The organism is Algoriphagus halophilus, from assembly GCF_041729275.1.
GTDB classification, from domain to species: domain Bacteria; phylum Bacteroidota; class Bacteroidia; order Cytophagales; family Cyclobacteriaceae; genus Algoriphagus; species Algoriphagus halophilus_A.
The window spans coordinates 145,968-167,329 of the sequence record NZ_CP146486.1 but is presented as its reverse complement, the minus strand read 5'-3'; the positions used below and the strand labels follow the sequence as shown (position 1 = coordinate 167,329).

28 protein-coding genes and 1 pseudogene are annotated in these 21,362 nt (G+C 39.9%); 8 read left to right on the top strand and 21 right to left on the bottom strand.

All coding sequences use genetic code 11. The annotated features are described in order from the left end of the window. Positions 1-149 precede the first annotated feature (149 nt). The 10 genes from V8V91_RS00915 to V8V91_RS00870 form a co-directional block, all read right to left on the bottom strand. The gene (locus tag V8V91_RS00915) at positions 150-1,844 is read right to left on the bottom strand and encodes a prolyl oligopeptidase family serine peptidase (protein WP_373398357.1); all 1,695 of its coding nucleotides are present in this window, start codon (positions 1,842-1,844) and stop codon (positions 150-152) included. Then, positions 1,742-2,317, bottom strand: a complete 576-nt coding sequence (locus V8V91_RS00910; RefSeq protein ID WP_373398356.1) for a TolB family protein — start codon at positions 2,315-2,317, stop codon at positions 1,742-1,744. The genes V8V91_RS00915 and V8V91_RS00910 overlap by 103 nt, the downstream gene beginning before the upstream one ends. A 171-nt stretch (positions 2,318-2,488) precedes the next feature. Further along, positions 2,489-2,710 (bottom strand): hypothetical protein, encoded by a 222-nt coding sequence (locus V8V91_RS00905; RefSeq protein WP_373398355.1) that lies wholly within the window; start codon positions 2,708-2,710, stop codon positions 2,489-2,491. Positions 2,711-2,879: 169 nt separating this feature from the next. Continuing rightward, positions 2,880-3,854, bottom strand: a complete 975-nt coding sequence (locus V8V91_RS00900; RefSeq protein ID WP_373398354.1) for a hypothetical protein — start codon at positions 3,852-3,854, stop codon at positions 2,880-2,882. Positions 3,855-4,064: 210 nt separating this feature from the next. Further along, positions 4,065-4,244, bottom strand: coding sequence for a pirin-like C-terminal cupin domain-containing protein (locus V8V91_RS00895; RefSeq protein WP_373398353.1), 180 nt, complete (start codon positions 4,242-4,244; stop codon positions 4,065-4,067). Next, complete coding sequence (locus V8V91_RS00890) at positions 4,225-4,965, bottom strand: pirin family protein (protein WP_373398352.1); 741 nt, start codon at positions 4,963-4,965, stop codon at positions 4,225-4,227. The genes V8V91_RS00895 and V8V91_RS00890 overlap by 20 nt, the downstream gene beginning before the upstream one ends. A 96-nt stretch (positions 4,966-5,061) precedes the next feature. Further along, positions 5,062-5,904 (bottom strand): hypothetical protein, encoded by an 843-nt coding sequence (locus tag V8V91_RS00885; protein ID WP_373398351.1) that lies wholly within the window; start codon positions 5,902-5,904, stop codon positions 5,062-5,064. After that, entirely contained in the window at positions 5,877-6,293 is a 417-nt protein-coding gene (locus tag V8V91_RS00880; protein WP_373398350.1) for a hypothetical protein, read from the bottom strand. The genes V8V91_RS00885 and V8V91_RS00880 overlap by 28 nt, the downstream gene beginning before the upstream one ends. Before the next feature lie 32 nt (positions 6,294-6,325). Beyond that, positions 6,326-6,658, bottom strand: coding sequence for a hypothetical protein (locus V8V91_RS00875; protein WP_373398349.1), 333 nt, complete (start codon positions 6,656-6,658; stop codon positions 6,326-6,328). Then, positions 6,655-7,680: a ligase-associated DNA damage response exonuclease gene (locus tag V8V91_RS00870; protein ID WP_373398348.1), complete on the bottom strand. Its 1,026-nt coding sequence runs from the start codon at positions 7,678-7,680 to the stop codon at positions 6,655-6,657. The genes V8V91_RS00875 and V8V91_RS00870 overlap by 4 nt, the downstream gene beginning before the upstream one ends. Before the next feature lie 338 nt (positions 7,681-8,018). On the opposite strand from V8V91_RS00870, the pseudogene V8V91_RS00865 reads away from it, so the two are divergent. The 8 genes and pseudogenes from V8V91_RS00865 to V8V91_RS00830 form a co-directional block, all read left to right on the top strand. Next, positions 8,019-8,123 (top strand): annotated as a pseudogene (locus V8V91_RS00865) ((4Fe-4S)-binding protein); the annotation flags it as partial. A gap of 48 nt (positions 8,124-8,171) precedes the next feature. Next, positions 8,172-8,405: a CDGSH iron-sulfur domain-containing protein gene (locus V8V91_RS00860; RefSeq protein WP_373398347.1), complete on the top strand. Its 234-nt coding sequence runs from the start codon at positions 8,172-8,174 to the stop codon at positions 8,403-8,405. Between the two features lie 11 nt (positions 8,406-8,416). Then, positions 8,417-8,992: an NAD(P)H-dependent oxidoreductase gene (locus tag V8V91_RS00855; protein WP_373398346.1), complete on the top strand. Its 576-nt coding sequence runs from the start codon at positions 8,417-8,419 to the stop codon at positions 8,990-8,992. Beyond that, positions 8,989-10,110, top strand: a complete 1,122-nt coding sequence (locus V8V91_RS00850) for a monovalent cation:proton antiporter-2 (CPA2) family protein (RefSeq protein WP_373398345.1) — start codon at positions 8,989-8,991, stop codon at positions 10,108-10,110. Before V8V91_RS00855 ends, V8V91_RS00850 begins: the two co-directional genes overlap by 4 nt. Continuing rightward, on the top strand, positions 10,095-10,889 hold the full coding sequence (locus V8V91_RS00845) for an NAD-binding protein (RefSeq protein WP_373398344.1): 795 nt from the start codon (positions 10,095-10,097) through the stop codon (positions 10,887-10,889). The genes V8V91_RS00850 and V8V91_RS00845 overlap by 16 nt, the downstream gene beginning before the upstream one ends. Positions 10,890-11,014: 125 nt before the next feature. Further along, entirely contained in the window at positions 11,015-11,887 is an 873-nt protein-coding gene (locus V8V91_RS00840) for an AraC family transcriptional regulator (protein WP_373398343.1), read from the top strand. Positions 11,888-12,018: 131 nt separating this feature from the next. Further along, complete coding sequence (locus V8V91_RS00835) at positions 12,019-12,240, top strand: hypothetical protein (protein WP_373398342.1); 222 nt, start codon at positions 12,019-12,021, stop codon at positions 12,238-12,240. A gap of 217 nt (positions 12,241-12,457) precedes the next feature. Beyond that, positions 12,458-12,952, top strand: a complete 495-nt coding sequence (locus V8V91_RS00830) for a DUF4136 domain-containing protein (RefSeq protein WP_373398341.1) — start codon at positions 12,458-12,460, stop codon at positions 12,950-12,952. 151 nt (positions 12,953-13,103) lie between these two features. Here the strand turns inward: V8V91_RS00830 and V8V91_RS00825 are convergent, their stop codons facing one another. From V8V91_RS00825 to V8V91_RS00775, 11 genes are all read right to left on the bottom strand, one after another. Then, positions 13,104-14,072, bottom strand: coding sequence for a PCMD domain-containing protein (locus V8V91_RS00825; RefSeq protein WP_373398340.1), 969 nt, complete (start codon positions 14,070-14,072; stop codon positions 13,104-13,106). 102 nt (positions 14,073-14,174) lie between these two features. Next, positions 14,175-14,963, bottom strand: coding sequence for a hypothetical protein (locus V8V91_RS00820; protein ID WP_373398339.1), 789 nt, complete (start codon positions 14,961-14,963; stop codon positions 14,175-14,177). A 113-nt stretch (positions 14,964-15,076) separates the two neighbouring features. After that, positions 15,077-15,403: a hypothetical protein gene (locus tag V8V91_RS00815; protein WP_373398338.1), complete on the bottom strand. Its 327-nt coding sequence runs from the start codon at positions 15,401-15,403 to the stop codon at positions 15,077-15,079. A gap of 29 nt (positions 15,404-15,432) precedes the next feature. Then, the gene (locus tag V8V91_RS00810) at positions 15,433-15,966 is read right to left on the bottom strand and encodes a hypothetical protein (RefSeq protein WP_373398337.1); all 534 of its coding nucleotides are present in this window, start codon (positions 15,964-15,966) and stop codon (positions 15,433-15,435) included. 38 nt (positions 15,967-16,004) lie between these two features. Continuing rightward, positions 16,005-17,261, bottom strand: coding sequence for a DcaP family trimeric outer membrane transporter (locus V8V91_RS00805; protein ID WP_373398336.1), 1,257 nt, complete (start codon positions 17,259-17,261; stop codon positions 16,005-16,007). Between the two features lie 15 nt (positions 17,262-17,276). Then, positions 17,277-18,437, bottom strand: a complete 1,161-nt coding sequence (locus tag V8V91_RS00800; RefSeq protein WP_373398335.1) for a serine hydrolase — start codon at positions 18,435-18,437, stop codon at positions 17,277-17,279. A 16-nt stretch (positions 18,438-18,453) separates the two neighbouring features. Continuing rightward, complete coding sequence (locus tag V8V91_RS00795; protein ID WP_373398334.1) at positions 18,454-18,651, bottom strand: hypothetical protein; 198 nt, start codon at positions 18,649-18,651, stop codon at positions 18,454-18,456. Between the two features lie 7 nt (positions 18,652-18,658). Beyond that, positions 18,659-19,075, bottom strand: coding sequence for an amidohydrolase family protein (locus V8V91_RS00790; protein ID WP_373398333.1), 417 nt, complete (start codon positions 19,073-19,075; stop codon positions 18,659-18,661). A 32-nt stretch (positions 19,076-19,107) separates the two neighbouring features. Continuing rightward, the gene (locus V8V91_RS00785) at positions 19,108-19,995 is read right to left on the bottom strand and encodes an amidohydrolase family protein (RefSeq protein ID WP_373398332.1); all 888 of its coding nucleotides are present in this window, start codon (positions 19,993-19,995) and stop codon (positions 19,108-19,110) included. Positions 19,996-20,002: 7 nt separating this feature from the next. Further along, positions 20,003-20,920, bottom strand: coding sequence for an amidohydrolase family protein (locus V8V91_RS00780; RefSeq protein WP_373398331.1), 918 nt, complete (start codon positions 20,918-20,920; stop codon positions 20,003-20,005). A gap of 25 nt (positions 20,921-20,945) precedes the next feature. After that, a complete protein-coding gene (locus V8V91_RS00775) occupies positions 20,946-21,332 on the bottom strand; it encodes a hypothetical protein (RefSeq protein ID WP_373398330.1) in 387 nt (128 codons plus the stop codon). Positions 21,333-21,362: the final 30 nt, after the last annotated feature.

The window sequence follows — 21,362 nt, the reverse complement described above, 5'->3', positions numbered from 1 at the left end:
TTAAAGTCAAATAATTAATGATAAGGTTCGCTTTTGGTGAACCCTTATTTATTAGATTCCAATTCTAATTTCCGCTAGCCTTCATTCTTTTGCTATAAAAAAGCCCTCTAATTTTTAAAATAGAGGGCTTTTACGTTGGTTATTGCTTCCTAATTAGGATGTGTCACATATCTCTCAAAAAACTCAACAATCCTTCCGATTCGGTCAAATCTATGATTGATCTCTCCAGACCTTGACAATTCATGTCCTTCCCTAGGATATCGAATATACTCCACTGGCTTATCCATAATCTTCAAGCTCTTATAAAGCAATTCAGATTGACGAACACCAGTTCTCAGGTCATTATCCCCATGAAAAATCAACAAAGGAGTTTCAATGTTCTGGACATAAGTTTGAGGGCTGTTATAATCTAAAATCTCTTTGGCGCCTTCTTCCCAAGGATATCCAAAATAATTAGGAACTAACCTCCAAGCATTTCCTTCCCCCATAAAGAAGGTCAGTTCGTAGACTCCCCGTTGGGTCACTGCAGCTTTGAACCGGTGATCATGTCCAACGATCCAAGCAGTCAAATAACCAGCATAAGATCCACCTGTCAATACCAGTTGATCTTCATCAATCCATTCGTATGCTTCTCCTGCTTTATCCAGTGCAGTCAATACATCTTTGGCAGGTCCATCTCCCCAATCCTTATAATTCCCTTTTTGGAAATCTTTTCCATATCCTCCACTTCCACGTGGGTTGGCATAAACGATTCCATATCCTCTTCCAGCCAATACTTGAAACTCATGCCACATGCTTGACTCCCCTGGTCCCCACATGGCAGTAGGCCCACCGTGCATTTCTAAAAGCGTAGGGTACTTATTCCCTTCCTTCAACCCATAAGGAGGCATCACCCAGTAATCCACCTCGAACCCATCCTGCTTGAATTGATGTGCCTCTGGTTGGGAAATCCAACGGTCAGCCAACCAAGCCTCATTGTATTGAGTAAGTTGCTGTGCACTTTTGCCGTTGAGGTCAGCCTTATACAACTCATTTGGATTAGAAACCTGTGTCAAAGAATACACCAATTGTCTGCCTTGGATATCAAAATCTCCTACTCCAACAGGACCTGTAATGATCAGGCTTACCTTGCCATTGCTTACTTCAGCTTTGTATAAGGTGACACCTCCTTTGTTGGCTCCTGAAAAATAAATTGATCTGCTATCATCAGACCATTTAGCTCCTCCCACTCTCCTGTCTAAAGATTCTATTAACCATTTGATTCCTGATCCATCTGGCTTTGCAACTCCAATAAGACTTTGGTTGAAATTGCGATCCTCATCTGTTTTCTGTCCGGTAATCATTATCCATTTACCATCTGGAGAAAAAGTCGCTCCGGTATATCGATAATCATCCGAACCAATCAATTTACTTACAGCATGATCTGCAAGGTTAATTTTATAAATCGATGAATTAAGTTCCCTGTTCAAGTCTGGATGCTGATTACTTTCAACACTGGTTGCCAGGACATAGCTTCCATCGGGTGCCCACGCTGCACCACCGAAACTTTGATAACCAGAAGTCAAAATTTCAGAAGTACCGGTTTCCAAATCATATACGCCTAAGTGTCGGAAACTAATAGCTGTAGACAGTCCCCGCTCTCCTAAGAAATTGAGACGATCTATAACTCTAGGATCATTTTTAGCAGCATTTTTTGCTAACCAAGCTCTAAGCTCTTCAACCGAACCATCCATATTAGGCTTCAGATCTTCCTTCGCTTTACCTGCATTAATGGCTTCATAGTTGGGTTCATCACCATAGCTTCTACCTGGCCGAGGGTTCTCCCAAGGAGGGGTACCTTCCATGGCCCAAAGAGGAACGGAGAAAGAAAAAGAATTTTACTTCCATCTGGAGACCAAACTGGTGATGAAGCTCCATCTTTTTCATCGGTCAACACTTGTGACTCACCCCCATCCATGGGTAAAATCCATATCTGGGATTTTCCTTCCCAAGACTTTGTGAATGCCAATTTCTTTCCGTCGGGTGATAAGGTAAAATTGCTGATTTCATAAGTTGGGCTATTCAACACTTTCGTCAATTCTGGATGATTCAAATTCATCAAAATCAATTGACGTTTATAGTCAAATTTCCCATCCTTTTCGGCCTCCATGTAATTCTTGACAAATAACACTTTCTGTCCATCAGGTGTGATTTCGGGATTGGAGACAGAGACTATGTTGGTGAGATCGCTAAGCTGAATAGGCTTTTTATCTTGGGCCTGTAGAGCAAAGACACTAATCATTAAAATGGATAAGAGTATCCAGTTTCTATAGTTCATATAGTTCAGTGTTTGGTGGTCAATGATTCATTCTGCTGAATGACCTGAACCTAGTAAAACATTTTAATGATCTAAAATAAAAAGTAACTTATCGGAAGATAATTTTGTCGATGATAATTTTAATGGGGTTGAGTGGCTGCTCCCACCAATCTAAATTCGCATATCACCAATTTACTCTATAACCTTGGTCTCTTTACCTAAGGAGTGCAGTTTACTTCCACTTCTCAAAATCAAATATCCTCCTGCCACCCCCAATGCAATCCTTAAAGCGACATTTCCTTTGATCAATGCAAGGGATAAAACATAGGTGCCCGCCAATAAAGAGGTGAGGCCTTCAGAGTAATCTGTAACTCTTTTAATTCCTTGAATAAGACTGTTGGTTTCATCTTTCATAACTATTTTATTTAAACACCCTTTTATAATGCAAAGCCTATGCTAAAGCCATTCCATTGATTTGATTCGACTTAGGAGGGGCTCAATGGATAAAAAACCTGCTGGACCTTACTAAAAAGCGTAAAACTAACCACAAAGTGAGCACTATTAGGGCTTCGCTATGTTTGAATCAGGGCGTAATTTCAAATGTTTTAAGCAAGTTTCTATTGGATGCATCCGGAACTTCTGAAATCAACGCATACTTACCTGGTTCGAGCGTAACTTTAAAATAACCGGTACTTCCTGTAGGCATATCATTTACTCCACCTAGAAACGTGAAGCCCTCGGGAACAGGATCTATTAAACCATCCAAGTTTAACCAATTCATCCAGGTTTCAATTGCTGCCAAATCTCCAGAATCGTCTATTCTAACCAAATTCACATCATGACCCTGAAAGTGCTCATATTTCTTCTGGTCTATAAAATTTACTTGAAATGTATAGGTACCGGCTTTTTCAGGACTCTCAAGTACAATTCCATTTTCGCTTGAAATATCAATTTTGAAATCTGCTGTTGGCTCCGCTAAAGGTGACTTCTCCTGAGATACAATTAATGTTTTATACATTCCCATGTTGGTATGGAACATGCCATCTTTCATTTTCACATAACACTCCATGATGTAATATCCTGGCTCAAGTTTAAGAGTAGTTTCTGAAGTCATTCCAGGTGAAGTCAGTCCAACTCCTCCCGGCCAGGTGGTACCCGCATACCAAGCTGGAATTTTACCAAATGCCTCCATGGCTTCTTCGTTCTTTCCTTCATACATCTTTTTGATTCCTTCGCCGAAAGGAGGCAATAACTCATCCCTGAATTCAACAACCGTAATACTATCAAGTGGATCATCTATTAGGATAAAATGAGGTTGAGGTGAACGATTTTGGTATCGCCAGGTGACCCATCCAGATGGAATGGTATCCACAGCTTGAAAATCCATATCCAGCGTCACAACATCCAAGCTAGTTGGAGGTGTTACCTCTTCTGTTTCTACAGTTTCTTCTTTAGGTTCGGTTCCACAAGAAGAAAGCAACATCATACTTGTAACAAGGCTAAAAAAGAGCATCCTTACCTGGATCTTAGGAATAAATTCAACTTGTCTACTCATCATTAAATCTTTTATTAAATGATAAAAACTATGGTAAAAAGAAAAAGACAGTTGTCATAACTATCTAATGATGAATAAAATACAATATTTATGATAGAAATTCAATTAAGCACACACTTTCTTGCTTTCTAAATATTAATTCTAGAAAACCGTAAAAATTAATTGAGGTTCTTAAACGGAAATTCTCATACCTTCCAAACCGACTCCTATTCCTTATTTCGATTGAAAGGGAGGTTCTGGAAGTGGTACAAATTCCTTGTCATCACCTGGGATTTTTGGAAAAACATCTAAATTTTGCGCTTTCCAGTTTTCTTTGGCATTTTCCAATTCCTTTTTATCCGAGCTAACGAAATTCCAAAACATAAATCGCTCTTCAGGAAAGGGTTTCCCCAAAGAGGTAAATAATGGTTTCCCCATTGGTTTCAAACTCACATAAGGATGGATTTTTGGCGATCAGCAATTGTTTGGTCCCATAATCATTTCCTTCCACCTTGACAGTTCCAGACAATACATACATCCCTACTTCACCAAATAGCCTATCCCCGATAGCTATTTTTTGGGCACTTTTCGTTTTGATCTCTAAGAAATACAAAGGACTATGTACTTGCACAGGGGATTTCTTTCCAGAAATTTCTCCAGCAATCAACTTAAACTCAATTCCATTTTCTTCCCAAACCGGTATCTCCGATTTATCATAGTGGAAAAAGGTAGGGGCCATCTTTTCTTTGTCTTTTGGTAATCCTATCCAAATTTGAAATCCATGTAAATATTTATCCTGCTTCCTTAAATATTCGGGAGTCCTTTCTGAATGTACTACTCCTTTTCCAGCAGTCATCCAGTTTACTTCCCCTGGTTTGATTTCAACCCCATTCCCTAAACTGTCGTTATGGAAAATCGCCCCATCAAAAAGATAGGTCAAAGTCGAAATTCCTATGTGCGGATGTGGAGGCACATCGACATTTTGATATTCTTTTAAACATGCTGGGCCCATGTGATCAATGAAAACAAAAGGGCCAACTGCTCTTTTTTCCCGAAAAGGTAAGAGCCTCCCGACCATAAAATTCCCGATGTTGGCAGCTCTCTCTTCTACTATTAAACCAATGGGTGACTGCATAATTGATGTTTAAACGTTGGCCACAAAATCTACTTTTCGATCCCCTCTCCCATTAAATAAATTTTGAAGTGTTATAAAAATAAGCAACCGTCGCCATTATTTAGGAATTAACGCTTTTAAATCTTCCAGGGTATTGGCATCCCCAATTGATTTGTCTTTTCTCCATCTTACTATTCTGGGAAATCGCACCGCCACTCCACTTTTATGCCTATTGGAAAAAGCAATTCCCTCAAAAGCCAATTCAAAAACCAAGGTGGGCTCCACACTTCTTACCGGACCAAATCTCTCCAAAGTAGTTTTCTTGATAATGGCATCTACTTGCGCAAATTCTTTATCTGTCAGCCCGGAATAGGCTTTTGCAAAAGTCACCAGCTCTTGTTCTCCTTCTTTATTTGGTTCCCAAAGTCCAAAAGTGTAATCTGTAAAAAGGTTGGTTCTCCTTCCATGACCTCGCATTGCATAAGTCAACACCGCATCGATGGTTAAAGGATCTGTTTTCCATTTCCACCAATCCCCTTTCTTTCGCCCTACTCGATAAGAAGAATCATTTCTCTTTAGCATTAACCCTTCACTTCGCTTTTCTCTGGCCAAATCCCGCTCAATACTTACTTCTGACCAGGAATTAAACTGCATCCTTTCTGAAAGTTGTAGCACAGGATGTAAAATAGATTGGATCAGTGATTCCAGTTGAGTTCTTCGCTTTATATAATTCTGATTCCTGATATCTATTCCATTAATTTCCAACAGGTCATAAGCCCTGAAAACCACTGGAACCTTCTCAAGTAGACTTTTACTTACTGTTTTTCTTCCTATCCTAGTCTGAAGATCATTAAACATCCCAATCTGCCCATCAATAAAAGGTAAGATCTCTCCATCCAACACGGTCCCATCAGGTAAAAAATCAACCAATTCTAACATCTCAGGATACTTATCAGACACCAACTCATCTCCTCTCGTCCAAATAAAAGCTCTCTCTTCCGACAAATCATCTGGCCTCTGATCCCATCCCATTTATGTTCTGCTGACCAATCAGAAATATCCCCCAAATCCTCCAACTTATTTTCTAACGCGTAGGCCAAATAAAAAGGGAAGGGCTTGGATACATAGGCCTGTTCATTCATTCCAAAGATCAATTCTTCAAAGCTAGTAGTAGTAGGACTCCAATTCCCCATCAATCGGTAGGCAAGTTCATCTTCCGGAACCTCGGTTACCTGGGAAAGTGCCTTGGTCATCAATTTTTGACTAATTCCTATCCGGAACCCACCTGTAAGCAACTTGGTAAATACAAAGCGTGAATAATAATCCAATTGCATCCACATCTCCTGCACATAGGTCTTTTTCTCTTCCTCTGATTTAGGTTTTAAAAAATTAATTCTTCTAGAATACTTGCCAGAGGTTTTTCGCTTTTCATCTCATTATTGGGAATGACCAAAGCGATTGCTTCAGCTAAATCACCAACGATATGGTAGCTGTCCTCAAACAGCCATAATGGGATTTCTGCAAGCTCTGCTGCATACTGCCTTAGCAAGGTGGTGTTGACAGGTCGAGGAGGTCGACGATGAGAAAGAATGGCAATGGTCCAGATTTTATCGGATTCTGAGGCCCGCTCAAAATACGCTGCCAATGCAGCTACTTTTCTGTTGGTTTTGGTGGTAGCATCCAACTCCTCGATCAGTTCAGCAAATTTCTTCATGATACTTCCTGAATAGTTGAATTTGAACTTTCATCCGCTTCTCCTTCATAATCAGTGTTTTCCACACTGGCATCGTATCCAATTTCACGAAGATACTTGCTAAAAATATCTGTATAGCCGTGGGTACAGATCACTCGCTCTGCTTCGCTAGTCTTGATGCTTTTGAGTAGCCCCTGCCAATCACAATGATCTGAAATCACAAAGCCTTTATCCGTTGACCTTCTTCTTCTTGCTCCTCTAAAAGCCATCCATCCACTGCAAGTTCCGGTTTCGTACGGAACTAGCTTCCGCATCCAAGTCGATCCATGAGCACTGGGTGGTGCCACCACGATTCCCCCTTGGATTTCCTTGCTTTTGGTTTCCCGGGTAATCAGATTGGTTGGTGGAAGTTGAATCTGAGGTCTGAGTACTTCCGTCATATTCTCAATCGCCCCATGCGTAAAAATCTTGCCAATGGAAGAATCTAAATATTTTAGTATCCGTTGGGCTTTCCCCAAGCTATACCCGAAAAGTACAGAAGTCTTCCCTTCTTCTTTGTTACCTTGCCACCATTGGTTGATTTCCTCAAAGACCTGTGCCTGGGGTTTCCATTTGAAGGCAGGAATGCCAAAGGTACATTCAGTGATCATCGTTTGACATTTGATGGGTTCATAAGGTACCGCTACTCCATCATCTTCATCCTTGTAGTCGCCCGTAAATACCCAAACCTCACCTTTATATTCCACTCTAACCTGGGAAGATCCAATAATATGACCTGCAGGATGAAGGCTGAATGTCACTCCATTGATCTGAAATGGCTCATTCCATGCCATCCCCTGAATAGGGATATCACCAAGCCGATGTTTTAGAATGGGAATATTTGAATGATGAGTTAAGTAACTCTTATGACCATACCGGGCATGATCCGAATGTCCATGTGTAATGATGGCTTGATTTACAGGCCTCCAAGGATCTAAATAAACCTTTGCTTTGGGGCAATAAATGCCTTTGGAATTGAAAACAAGAAGGTCTGATTGTTTCATGAATCGATCATATTCAGCAATAGTAACAAGGAAATTTCACCATTTATTCCATTATCATAGAGTTGCTATCCAAAGTTCCTTAACCTCAAAATGACTAATTAGTTTGGAGAATGAAAGCTAAAAGGGTTCTTTGAATACCGGTCAACACAAGGTTTTCTTTTAAGATTATTCAATCAAGGATAGTAACAAAACCCTTATTCTCAACTTTGATCAAGTTTTTCCTTTCAAATCTGAACTAGACCACCCCATTCTTTCTTATCTTGTTTTCAAAGTACATGACCAAAAAACAAGCATATGGCTGAACCAATCAAAAAGAATATACCAATGGGGAGGTAACCATTACTTGGGAACCCCATAAATGCATTCATTCTAAAAAATGTATCAAAGGGTTACCAGAAGTTTTTGATTTTGAAAGAAGACCTTGGATACTGGCAGAAGGAGCAAGCACTGAACGAATTGTAAAACAAATCGACACCTGTCCCAGTGGAGCTTTGGGCTACTATTTCAAAGATGGGGTCAATAAAATTTCAGAAGAATCCACCAAAGAACAAATTGTAGAGGTTACTCCAAACGGTCCTTTAATGGTGTATGGAAACCTACAAGTGAAATTACCCAATGGGGAAACCAAGCAAGAACATAAGGTTACTGCTTTTTGCAGGTGTGGGGCAAGCCAGAATAAGCCTTTTTGTGATGGGACTCATAAAAAAATTGATTTTCAAGGATAAGTTCATTCACCATGCGTAAAATCCTTGTTCTTTTTGCTCATCCAAAATATGAACATTCAGAAGTCAACCAAATATTGCTCAATGCAATCAGTCATTTGGAAAACGTAGAGATACGGGATCTTTACGAGCTTTATCCGGACTTTAATGTTTCTATCCAGGCCGAACAGGAAGCCCTTTTCCAAGCAGATCTCATCATTTGGCATCATCCTATCTATTGGTATTCATGTCCTCCCTTATTAAAGCAATGGATTGATATTGTACTGGAATTTGGATGGGCTTATGGGCCGGGTGGCATTTACCTGAAAAATAAAATGATCATGAACACCATTACTACTGGTGGTTCAGATCATGCCTACTCTGCAGAGGGTAGAAATCAACATCCAATCGAGGATTTCCTACTCCCTTTCGAACAAACAGCTAAGTTATGCCTCCTTCAATATTTAGCTCCATTTCAAGTGTCCGGAACCCATAAAATAACCAAGGAGCAACTCTCACAGAAAGGCAAGGAATATTATGAATTGATTCTCCACCTTAGAGATGCACCGAGCATACATCGTCCATTTCGACCTAAACACCTAAACTCATGAGTGGATTTTTTGCAAATGCTGTCGTCTATATCTTAGCTGCCATTGTCTGTGTACCCATTGCAAAAAGGTTGGGAATGGGATCGGTTTTGGGATATTTATTGGCAGGAATCATCATAGGTCCTTATTTATTGGGGTTCATAACCAATGAAGGCCAAGGTCAAGACATCATGCATGCCACTGAATTTGGAGTAGTCATGATGTTATTTCTAATTGGTTTGGAATTAGAACCCAAAATGCTGTGGAGAATCAAAGACCTGATTCTAAGGATTGGTTTATCTCAAATCCTATTAACCTCTTTAATTGTATTTGGAATCGGGATTCTAGTTCAAATCCCTTGGCAGGCAGCTTTAGCAATCAGCCTTTCCATGGCTTTGTCTTCCACAGCGATCGTACTTCAATCCCTCAAGGAGAAAAATCAGATGAATCAGCCTTTGGGAAAAATGTCATTTGGGGTGTTGCTCATGCAGGATATTGCGGTGATTCCAATATTGGCCATCTTGCCCTTGCTTGTTGTGCAAGGAGCCCAAGTGATCGAATCAGATCCTGAACAAATGCATGGATTGATCGATCAGCTACCTGCTTGGGCTCAAACTCTTTCCATCTTTGGGGCTATAGGAATTGTCATTCTATTAGGCAGGTATGGTTTTGGACCCTTATTGAATTTTGTTGCAAAAACCAGGTTACGGGAATTGTTTACAGCCTCAGCGTTGCTAATCGTCGTTGGAATTTCTTTTTTAATGGAATTGGTAGGATTGAGCCCAGCCTTGGGTGCCTTTCTAGCAGGTGTCATTTTGGCTAACTCCCCTTATAGACATGCCTTAGAATCTGACCTTGAACCATTCAAAGGATTGCTATTGGGGCTATTTTTTATGGCTGTAGGTTCAACCATCAACTTTACGCTTATTTTCAATGAAGCAAGTACCATCTTTTCCATCACCTTTGGGATCATCCTGATCAAAGCAGTTATTTTACTGGTACTGGGAAGGATCAAAAAACTTCCCTTTTCTACAAACCTGAGTTTTTCAATTGGATTATCTCAAGTAGGAGAATTTTCATTTGTCACCTACGCCTTTGCCTTGCAATTGGGAATTTTTCTCAATCCATGTCAGACACGCTAATGGCAGTGACGGCATTGAGTATGACCATCTCTCCTATTCTAATGGTTATTCTAGACCTCGCTATCCTTCCAAAGTTGGAAAGAAATGAAGAAAAGAAAGAGCAAAAAATGGATGAGGTAAGCGAGAAAAACAAAGTTCTATTGATAGGATTTGGACACTTCGGCTCTACGGTGGGTAGATTTTTAAGAGCAAGCGGAGTAGAAGCCACCATCTTGGATTCGGATCCAGAACGAGTGGAATACTTAAGAAAAATGGGCTTCAAGGTGTATTTCGGAGATGGCACTCGGGCAGAATTATTGGAATCTGCAGGAGCTCATGATGCGAGCATCCTAATTTCCGCCATAGATGATCGGGAAATCAGTAGAATTCTGGTAGAAGTATGCAAAGAAGAATTTCCACATTTAGAAGTGATGATTCGTGCAAAAAATAGATTGGAAGCATTTGATCTCATGGATTTGGGAGTTAAAAATATTTATCGAGAACACCTGGATACCTCGATCAAAATGGGAGAAGATGCCTTGAAAAAATTAGGGTTTAGGGCACATACAGTACATCGCTTAGCAAAACAATTCCATGATTACGATGAAGCTTCGCTCAAAGTGTTGGTCAACTTCAAACACAATAGTGATGAATACATCAGCAAAGCAAGACAGCAAATTGAAATCCAGGAAAGCTTAATATCGGGCGAACTCTCTAGAAAATTCTCAGTGAATGACCATACCTGGGACAGTGAATCTATTAAAGAAGCTTTGAATTCTGAAACAGGAAATACGAAGTAGGAAGTTAGAAATATTAGGAAATACAATTGAAATAAAGTCGATTATCGAACAAAAATAAGATAGCCCTTCGGGCAGATAAGTCAAGATAGCCTAAAGGTATAATAGATTATCGAAATACAATAGAAATGGCCCGTTACAAGAAAATTAGAACTAATGCCACAGTGTTTTCTTCAGAAAAACTAGATGCAGATACCAATGTATTTGTGGGTAAGATTAAGGTGTTTTTAGATTTTAATAGCCAAGTTTTAAGGCCGCATCAAACTGATTTTTATGCTTTAAGATTTATTCTGGATGGTGAAGGTGAACTGTTAATAGATCATGTCTCCTACCCTATACAAAAAAACTGGATCAACTTTGTTTCACCTGATAAAATCAGTGTAGTCTCCATTCCAAAAGAAACCACTTTTGAATATCTATTAATCGCATTTACTCCATCATTTATTGATAGAATGGGATTTACTGAAAATATCAAATCTTTTATTACCGGACCAGCTAGAAAGTTGAATTTTTTAGTAGATGAAGATGGTTCAAAAAGTTTCAAAAAGTATTTTGAACTCATCCACTATGAATATTCCCAACAAAAAAACGAAGAGATTTTAGCTGCGTTGATCCGAGCACTTTTGATCAGAATTTATTCTCAGTCAAAAGAATTAATTGGCCAAAAAGCACCAAACAGATCCTATGACAATATTTTTAGGGATTTCCTTTCCTCACTGAACTTACATTTCCGCTCTTCTCATTTTGTAGCTGATTATGTGGAAATGCTACAGGTTTCTGAAAAACAACTTAACAGAGCCTGTCATTCCATTGCAAACAAACCTGCAAATAAAATCATTAGCGAAAAACTAGACTTCGAAGCGAAAAGGCTTCTTTTTCATTCCTCCAATTCTGTAAAAGAGATCGGATTCCACTTGGGATTCAAAGATCCCGCACATTTTGTCAAATTCTTTAAAAAACAAAATGGCATGACTCCCAATCATTTCCGCCAAAACAACTAACAAAGTTAAAACAAGGACTAATTGTCTAAAAAAGACCATATAAATCCTATTTAATACTACAAACATCACAAATAGTGTCCGTTTAATGAAAGGAATGAAAAAGCATAATTCCTAAAGAATAATTAATTGTTATGAAAGATTATATGGAATTTCTCTTGAGCAAATTGGCTAAGAGTCCAGAAATTGAGGAAGAACTTGATGTGATAGAAAATGAAAAGGTAGAAGAAATTTTACCTGAAAAAATCAAGAAAACTGAACTTGGATTATTAGATGGGGGAAGCAACTACTTTGAAATATTCTATTCAAGGATTCCTCGACTATTTAATCGCCATGTTGGAATTTCTAATAGATAATAGTGTTTGTTTGGTTTAGTTATTATTAACCAAAAGAGGTAGTGATCCCGTGATTGCTACTTCTTTTTTTATTTCTCCTTCCCAGAAAGAGATAATAATTATTAATCATGTCTAAAAAAGACCATAATTATAAGATTTTATACAATCACAAGAATGAAATACGGCCGTTAAATACTATAACTAATTAAAAAGGATGTATTACTTAAATCCTAAAATTATGAAAAGCAAAATAGTCATATTGATCAGTTTCATGTTATTGTTTGGTTCATGTTCCAGCGTCAAAATGTATTCAGATCAAAAAGCAGATGTAGATTATTCCGAGTTTAATTCATATCAAATTGAATATGAAAACAATATCGGCGGTGTCAATCAATATATGAATGAATTAAACAAAAACCGGTTCGATAATTCCCTGAATAACTTGCTGACCAGTCGTGGAATGACAAACTCTACAACAGATCCAGATATATTGATAAAAGTGGTAACTGACATGAGTACTCAAACCAATTATAACACTACTCATTCAAATTTTGGAATGATGGGAAGAAGATCTATTTATGGAGGGAGAATCAGCAGTGATACAAGAGAATATGACACCAATATTGGCCATATCACTATCTCTTTACATGATCCCCAATCAAAAGAACTTCTTTGGTATACTACCGTGGAAAAAGAACTTTCCCGGGAGGAAAGAATCCTGAGAAAAAAATAGATCAACTTGTAGAAAAACTACTGGAAAAATTCCCGGTATCTCCTTAGAAAAGAAAGTATTTGTTTTAAACCTATTTCCTATTCTTAATTAATCTAAAACACCCATCTCAGAGAGATGGGTGTTTTGTATTTTACAAAATATGTAAAAAAAATTACTCATAGACCATCACTATATCATCCAAGATCAATTCACTTCCCACTGCCCCAGCAAATTCCGCTCCTGCAAAGCTAGAAGAAGCCACAAACGTGATATGAGTAGGTAGAATAAAAGCAGCAGAGTCAGGGCTTACATAATTCCCATCTTCAGGTTTCATATAATCTGGGAAAGAATCGTCCAATTCACCATACACAAAATCAATGGTCACGGTGACCAAATCACTTTGTTCTTCACCACTTCTCAACCAAGCGGTAGCCAGCCTTTCTGTAGCTCCTCCTGATCTTACCTCCAAAAAGGCATATATATCCATCATATCAGAGTAAGGCAAGGAATTTCCATCCTTATCTTGATTATCACTACCAGGGACATAACTATAAGTTAATTGCACTTTGGTGGGTCTTCCAGCAAAAGGCATCCCAAAATCAATGGCCGCTTCTGGATCTTTAGGATCCAGATTATCTGAATTGAATACTCCAGTAAAAATAGAGCCTGCAGCGATGGGTGCTCCAAAAGTGGAACCTAAAAATCCGTTATCCAGCGTAATCATTTGGGCTGCCAAATTATCGTTACCCCTATCAAAAGGGATAGTTGCTAATTTATTTAAAATAAATGTTCCTGGATTACCTGTACCCCAAATGGTATTGTCCTTACTTTCACCAGGTTCATAATAATCCGAATTGGTTTTATACCACAAGTTTAAATCCCCATTGGCAAGTTGTGGAGTAGCAGAAGCCACCTCTGCTTGAATAAGCCAAGTATGCATGCTTCCATCTTCAGCCACTACATTGATTTCAAGGTCATCTTCCAGATTTAAAACATCTCCTGCAGCTGCATCTGCCGTAGCAAAAGAGGAAAGTTCAATTTTCTGAAGGATTATTTCGCTTAGATTGACTCCACCTGGTATCTCCACTGTAACTGTTTGTTCTGCAACATTGATCAAAGCCTGACTTGCTTGATTACTCACTTCAAAAACTTTGATGTTGCCATAAGGGGAGTATCCAAAAATCCTCCTTCACACAAGAAGTCAGTATGAAAAGAACGAGAAATAAATAGCAGTTTTTCATTTTCATTGAGTGAATCTTTTCGCTCCTATATAATAGGCCAATCCTATATTCAAAGACAACAAATTGATGTTGAAATCTACCGATTGCTTGACTCTTTTGGATTCTTGATTACTTGCACCATCCTTACCTTTAGAAACATTAAGCTCATAACCGAGCACATCTAGCTGTACTTCAAAAGCAAAGGCTTCCATCACAAAAAAGGTGACACCAGGACTGATACCAACCCTAAAATTAAAATCCTTGGAATATTCCTTACTGACTACATCCACATTTGTTGTTCTTCGGGCCAATGTGGTACTATTTCCAAAAGTCACTCCCATTTCGGTGAAAAAACTAAGGCGCTCATTGTTTGTCAATGGAACTGTGGATCGAAAGTTCGGCGTGATGGAATAACCTCTGGTAATGGAATTGGAAGCAACCGTATCTGGTTCTCTATAAATATTTCCAATAAACTTATTTTGGAAGTAATTCACGTTTAACCCTACCATTGCATAATCATTGATATAATATCCACCTTTGAGAGTGAGATTAAAGTCAAGTCGATCCCCATCAATGACATTCTGGATTAGATAGTCAGCATTCTCCTCATACCTATCCGTAAGATTAAACCTAAGTCCCGTATAAATATTACGTTTCTTAAAGGGTTTAAAATCCTCCTCATAATAACTGGAAAGGAGTTCATAGGGCGTATAATTTCGATCAGTACTATCAGTTTGCGCCATGGCATCAAAACAGGTAGAATGAACCAATATTATCAAAGAAAAATAAACCGGCGCTGTCTTTTTATTCATAAAACTGAAAAGTGATTTCGTAAAATACACTATGCATCCACATCAAATTACAAACTTATTTGTATATGCGAAATCAATTTCAGCCTCTTTTTCTTAAAAGCAGAATTTTAGTATCACCAAGGCAACGGTACTACAGGCGCAAAGGTAAATCTAAACTGATGTTGTGGTCCGAAATTGTCAGGCGCAGCCACATAATACCAGTATTGCAATCCGACACGAATAGGCATTTTTCCAGCCATCACAACCTTCTGCGCACCGGTGCCCAATGGGAAAGTAAATTTATTTCCTTTAGACCCGTTATGGTTAAAGGAATAGGTTGGTGATGCCGTGATCTGCCAGCCTTTGGATAAATTGATGGTATAAAAATATTGCCCTGCCGTTACCTTCGCATTAGTAGATCCCTCGGATGTAATCCAATAATCATCAGCTAAGATAGTCATTGAACTTGCATCAGAATCTTTGGGATCTCCTACCCCCAAGCCTGACTCACCATCAAGCCCAATACCCCAAAATCAGTCAATTTTGCCACTAAAAACTCTGGGCCAAGTGTTACTTGCTTGGACTTTAAGGCATCATTGGATGCAGTAGGAAACCCTCCAAAAACACCTACAAGCGTCACCCATTTGGAAGGCCAGCTTTTACCAATTGCTACATCGGCGCTGATATTCCCTAACCCTCCTTTTTTCTCAAACCCCTGTTCACCAATAATAGGCTGAGAAATATAGACTGGGATTAATGGCCTCACATATAGGTTTAATCCTTCTGATAGCGGTATGGGCAAAGAAGGTTGAAAGCTTAAGACCAACCCTCCTTGATTTGCATCAGGGATTTCTCCACTATATCGAACATAATCAATAGGAAATAACATTTGTCCCAATGTGGCATTTGGATTAGCCAGTTCCTTGGCTAATTCTTCCGAACTTTTCACGGGTTCCTCCTGTGCGAAAACGGGATTTACAAGTAATAGAATTACATTGCAAATCAGTAAATTTCTGATTTTCATTACATTAATATTTTAAGAAAGATTTCTGTTTATCTAGATTAAAACTCGAATTTTGCCATTAACTGAACTCGCCTCGCATTTCCGAAGGCATCATTGGAAGTCCGCTGGGCTCCCCATATATATTCTCCTCCAATGGAGAAATTCTGATCAAAATGTTTGATAAGATTCAAATGACCTACCCCTCCTCTTTTAAGTGCAAACGGAGCTCTTGATTCAGGTGCGTCCAACCAGCCATAAGCATAATTGAAATTGGACTCCAAACCTTCAGCCCATCTGTGCATAAATCCAAACATGATAGATTTGGCAGGGATGGGATCCAGCTTACCTTCTTGATTTAATACCGCATTGGCACTACTTCCGGCAAATGCAATGATATTCTCTCCACTCGCATTCCCTAGACTGATATTGTAAGTGAAATAATTATTCTTCCCGATGTACTGCCTTCCTGCAACTATTACATCAAATTGCAACACTTGATCCTTTGGACCCGTTGTGCCTCCATCCCATCGCAACTCAGCCATACTGGTACCCATAAACAAGACACCTGTTTCCCAACGGTAATCCATTCTAAGTGCCAATAATGGAAGTCTCAGATTTGCCTGCCCATCAAATCCATTGGAATTTTCTATTCCCAAAGCACCTAAATACTCCAAGCCTGCCACAATTTTCACCTTTTCACTCACTGACTTTTGATATCTGATCTGTACAGACCGACCTCCAAAAAGGGCATCTCCTGCAGCAAAGTCTATCATAAAAGCCATTGACTCTAAAAAGGACAAGGTTGTCCATGTTTGTCCGATAATAAAGTCACCGGCAGTGATGTAGGCATGCCTCAGCCTAAATTGATTTGTAGTGGAGAAAAAATCACCTTCGACAAAAAGCTTCAAGGGTATTTTATTCTCTGCAAAACGTCTAATATCAATATTGATCCGTGTCTCTTTTGCTAGAAAATACACATAGCCTTCATTACCATAGGCGTCCTGTCCCTCCACAGGAATCGTTGACATCAAAAACTGGCTTTTATCAGTAGTTCCATCAAAATCATATAACAGGTCAGCTTTTAGGTAGCCTCCGATTTTCATTCTCAGGTCTGTTCCAAACATCGGCCAAGACCCAACAAACTGATCACTCCCTAAACCCTCGGCAGCAGTTTTTAATATATCTTCCTTTAAATCCGATTCGGGTATCACAAATTGATTCTTCGAGGAATCCTGAACTGTGATTTCCTGAGTAAAACCTGATATGGGAACCAAGGAAATTAAATATACTTTGAGTAAACGTGAATAATTTTTCATCGACGTCATTGAGTTTTAGTTTCCAGCCAGATATTTGGCGGATCTCCTTAAATACCCCATCATTTTGTCTTCACCATAAGGAGGAATGTAGCCGTTGGTAGAAAAGTAAACCCCCACAAAATCTCTTTCAGGATCTATATAGATACCCTGCCCTACATTACCGTGCTTGTACAGTGCACCATCACTGAATACGGCATCAAACTGCATGGAATTCATTAAGGGCTCTTCTTGAAATTCTTCCGTAAGCCCCTTGAATTTTGCGCCTCGTCTAAAAGCTTCTACGTTACCGGCCGTTTGCAATCTTTTTAACACGACTGCAGAAACAACAGGTGCTACGGCTGCTTTATCCCAACTTGGCGTAAACAACATCCCAAATCGTCCAAAGTCTTCAAGGGTGGTAGAAAGTAATCCGTGTGCTACGGAAGTACCATCGGGTGTTAAATGATGTTGCATGTCCAGACGCGCAGTCATTTTACCCCAAACGCGCTCCTCAAATAATTTAGCCCAGGTTTTATTTTCAATACGCTCACCAATCACTACAAATATTTGTGTCACGGCCGAAGAATAACGAAAGACCTCTCCGGATTTTTCACCTTCTATTTTTTCAGCATCCTTCAAGATATCCAACCAGTTATCTACTTTACCAGTTTCAGGATTGGCTGCTCCAAATTCAGCACTGAAGAATTTTACAATAATGGAGGATGGATTGATGATGGCTTCCAGAGTTTCTTCCAACTGAAGTCCCGTAGCCATATTAGCGGCATCAATCATTTTAATGCCATCCCAGTTGGTGCCTTTAAATTCGGGGATATAATCTACCACTTCTTTTTGCATATCGACTTTACCCTCGGCTTCCAGTTGTGCCATGACCAGCCCAACAGTTGTTTTACCCGGCGACATCCAGGCATGCATATCCATTGGGTTCATACCAGGATAAGCTTCATAAACAATTTTACCTTTGTGAATCATAAGCACCCCCTGTACACGGTGGTTGGGATGAACCACATACTCATTGACAGTTAGTTCACCTTCTTTCACAGGAAAAGTGACCTTGTTTCCAATCTCCGCATTCAAGCTTTTATCCAGCGGTCTATATAGCTCATGAGGTTTAGAAGTAGCTGTCGGCAACATCTCACTCAAGTGTAGGTTATAATAAACCGCATGGTCGCCTCCCATCTGATAATGAAAGTTTTCAAAGCTCTTTAATGCCTGCTGAGAAAATTCGGAGAGAAAAAGGAGACTTCGCGAAGTTTATAGGCATGGTTACCTTTGCCCCTGGCACTTCCAAGTATTTTGCAAGTGGGTTATCTTGGCTATATGACATGCCGGAAATCAGTGTTAAACCAAATGCAAACCCCATTCTGAAAATTGTTGTCTTTAAATTTTTCATGATTGATTTAGTTTAATGTGTTTTTATAGATTTTACCGTCTTTCATGATGACCTTGAAGTTGGTCTCAGGGTCAGCTACCAGTTTCAAATTTTCCAAAGGGTTCCCCTCTACGATGATTAAATCGGCATAAGCACCTGGCTTTAGGACTCCTAAAGGACCTTCTTGGTAAGGGTGGCGAGGTCCTGCCATTTCCATCAATTCGGCATTGTCGGAGGTGGCCATTTTCAATGCTTCATAAGGAGTAAACCATCGTTCAAGTTTTGCTAACATTCTTCCCTGTTTGCTTGCTGCTACGGGATCCATTAGGCAGTCTGTTCCATAAGCGATTTTTACTCCGATTTCCTTTGCAAGACGATAAACATTATCGGTACCATCAGTTGCCATTTTGAATTTCGCATTGGATGCAGCACTGGGGAACACCATTCGATCCTCGTCGTCCAGAATCGGCTGAGTGCTTAGCCATATACTCCTCCGTGTTCTTTCATCATCTCAAGTGTCTCGCGATGAATAAGCATGCCATGCTCAATGGTTTTAATCCCTGCTTCAACGGCCATCTGGACTGCCTCATCGGTAAAAATGTGCGCAGCTACATAGCTGTTGTAGCTTTTTGCAACATCTACAATAGCCTTCATTTCATCCAAGGAGTATTGACGAACATCGAGTGGATCGAAAATCGAAGCGACACCACCGCCTGCCGCGATCTTGAGCTGACTGGCTCCCATCTTGAAGATTTCACGTGCACGGCGTTGGACTTCGGGTACTCCATCAGCGACAACGAAGAATGAATTCCGGCCCCAATAATCGATTGGATCGTCCGAAGGAGTGACATTAGGCAGGCGATAATCATAATGACCTCCGGTCTGACTAATGGGTGGACCTGCAACTAACATGCGGGGGCCTAAGATTACCCCGGAGTCTATTAGTTTTTTGATAGCAAAGCTGTTACCACCAATGTCACGAACGGTGGTGAAGCCTCTCATCAAGGTGCGTTCCGCTGTGGGAACCGCTCTTGCCGCTATTTCATAAACATCACCAGTAAGGATTGTCACTTGTGGAACTTCAGCCATTGTCATGTGCCAATGGACATCTGTTAAGCCTGGAATGACAGTTTTACCAGCTGCATCAATTATTTCCGCATTAGAGGATGCTTGGACAGAAGGGCCTATTTCCTTGATTAAATTATTTTCAATAAGGATGTTTCCATCAATCAATTTCTCGTCAACACCATTAAAGATTTTGGCGTTGGTAATTAAAGTTTGTTTTACTGGCGTTTGGGCATTAGTAAGTCCACTTAAAAATGTCATCAGCACGATCGACCAGATGTTTATTTTCAGCTTTTTCATGATTGACCTAGTTTAAAGTGTTTTTATAAATCGTTCCATCCTTCATGATCATCACAAAGTCCTTTTCAGGATCGGCTATTAAATTGATGTCCTCCAAAGGATTACCGTTTACTAAAAGTAAATCTGCTAAGGCCTCTTCTTCAATGACTCCATTTTTTCCGGGATAAGGATCTCTAGGTCCACACATCTTAAAGAGTTCATAATTGGTACTAGTAGCCATTTTCAACACTTCCCATGGCTCATACCACCTTTTGAGTTTTGCCAGTGCCTTTCCCTGAGTGGCTGCAATGGCTGCCCCATTTTGCAAATCCGAACCAAAAGCAACCTTCAGATCATATTTTGCAGCCAACTCGTAGGCTTTTTCAGTGCCCGCAGTCATTGCTAAAAATTTTTGTTGCTCGAAAGATCCATCAGGAAATGGAATGGCGTCTTCATCATTTAGCAAGGGTTGCAAACAAAGCCAAGCATCATGTTCTTTGATCATTTTAGCGGTCTCTTCTGTAATCATCTGTCCATGTTCAATGGATTGAACTCCAGCTTCTAAAGCACCTCGGACCGCGATATCCGAATAAGCATGGACGGCTACATAGGTATTCCAAGTAGCTGCCACCTCTACTGCCGCCTTCATTTCCTCTAGCGTATATTGTCTTACATCCAGCGGGTCACTGAGTGAAGCCACTCCTCCTCCCGCCATGACTTTGATCTGTGTAGCACCGCTCATTAAATTCTCACGTACACGTCTAATTACTTGGGGAACACCATCTGCAATCTTTGTCCAGCCCATCAATTCACCATCGAGCAATTCTCTTCCGTCTTTCCTGGTCATCGCAGTAGGAAAACGAAAATCTCCATGGCCGGAAGTCTGGGTGATATAGGCTCCTGAAGGATAGATTCTAGGCCCTACAATTCTTCCCTCATCGATCATCTTTTTAATTCCAAAACCGGCCCTCCTACATCGCGGACCGATGTAAAACCCTCATCAATGCGGCTTCGGCCGCTTCTGCACCGACCAGGGTCAGGTACCCAATGTCGTTCACAAAGATTTGCATACTGGCAATATGTGCGTGCATAGTGTGCCAATGCGCATCGGTCAGCCCTGGAATCAGAGTTTTGCCAGCGGCATCGATAATTTGGGAATTCTCATCCAGGGTAATCATAATCCCCTCTGCAATCTGAACAATCTTGTTCCCTTGAATCAGTACATCCTTCCCTTCGACCAACTTATTGGTTCCATCAAAGATTTTGGCGTTGGTAATCAAAATTTGATTTTGGGCAAATACTACAGAGGATGTCAGTAGGCATAAAACCACTGACAACCTTAAAACTTTAGATTTCATTATAGCAAAGGCTTATTGATTACAGCGCTT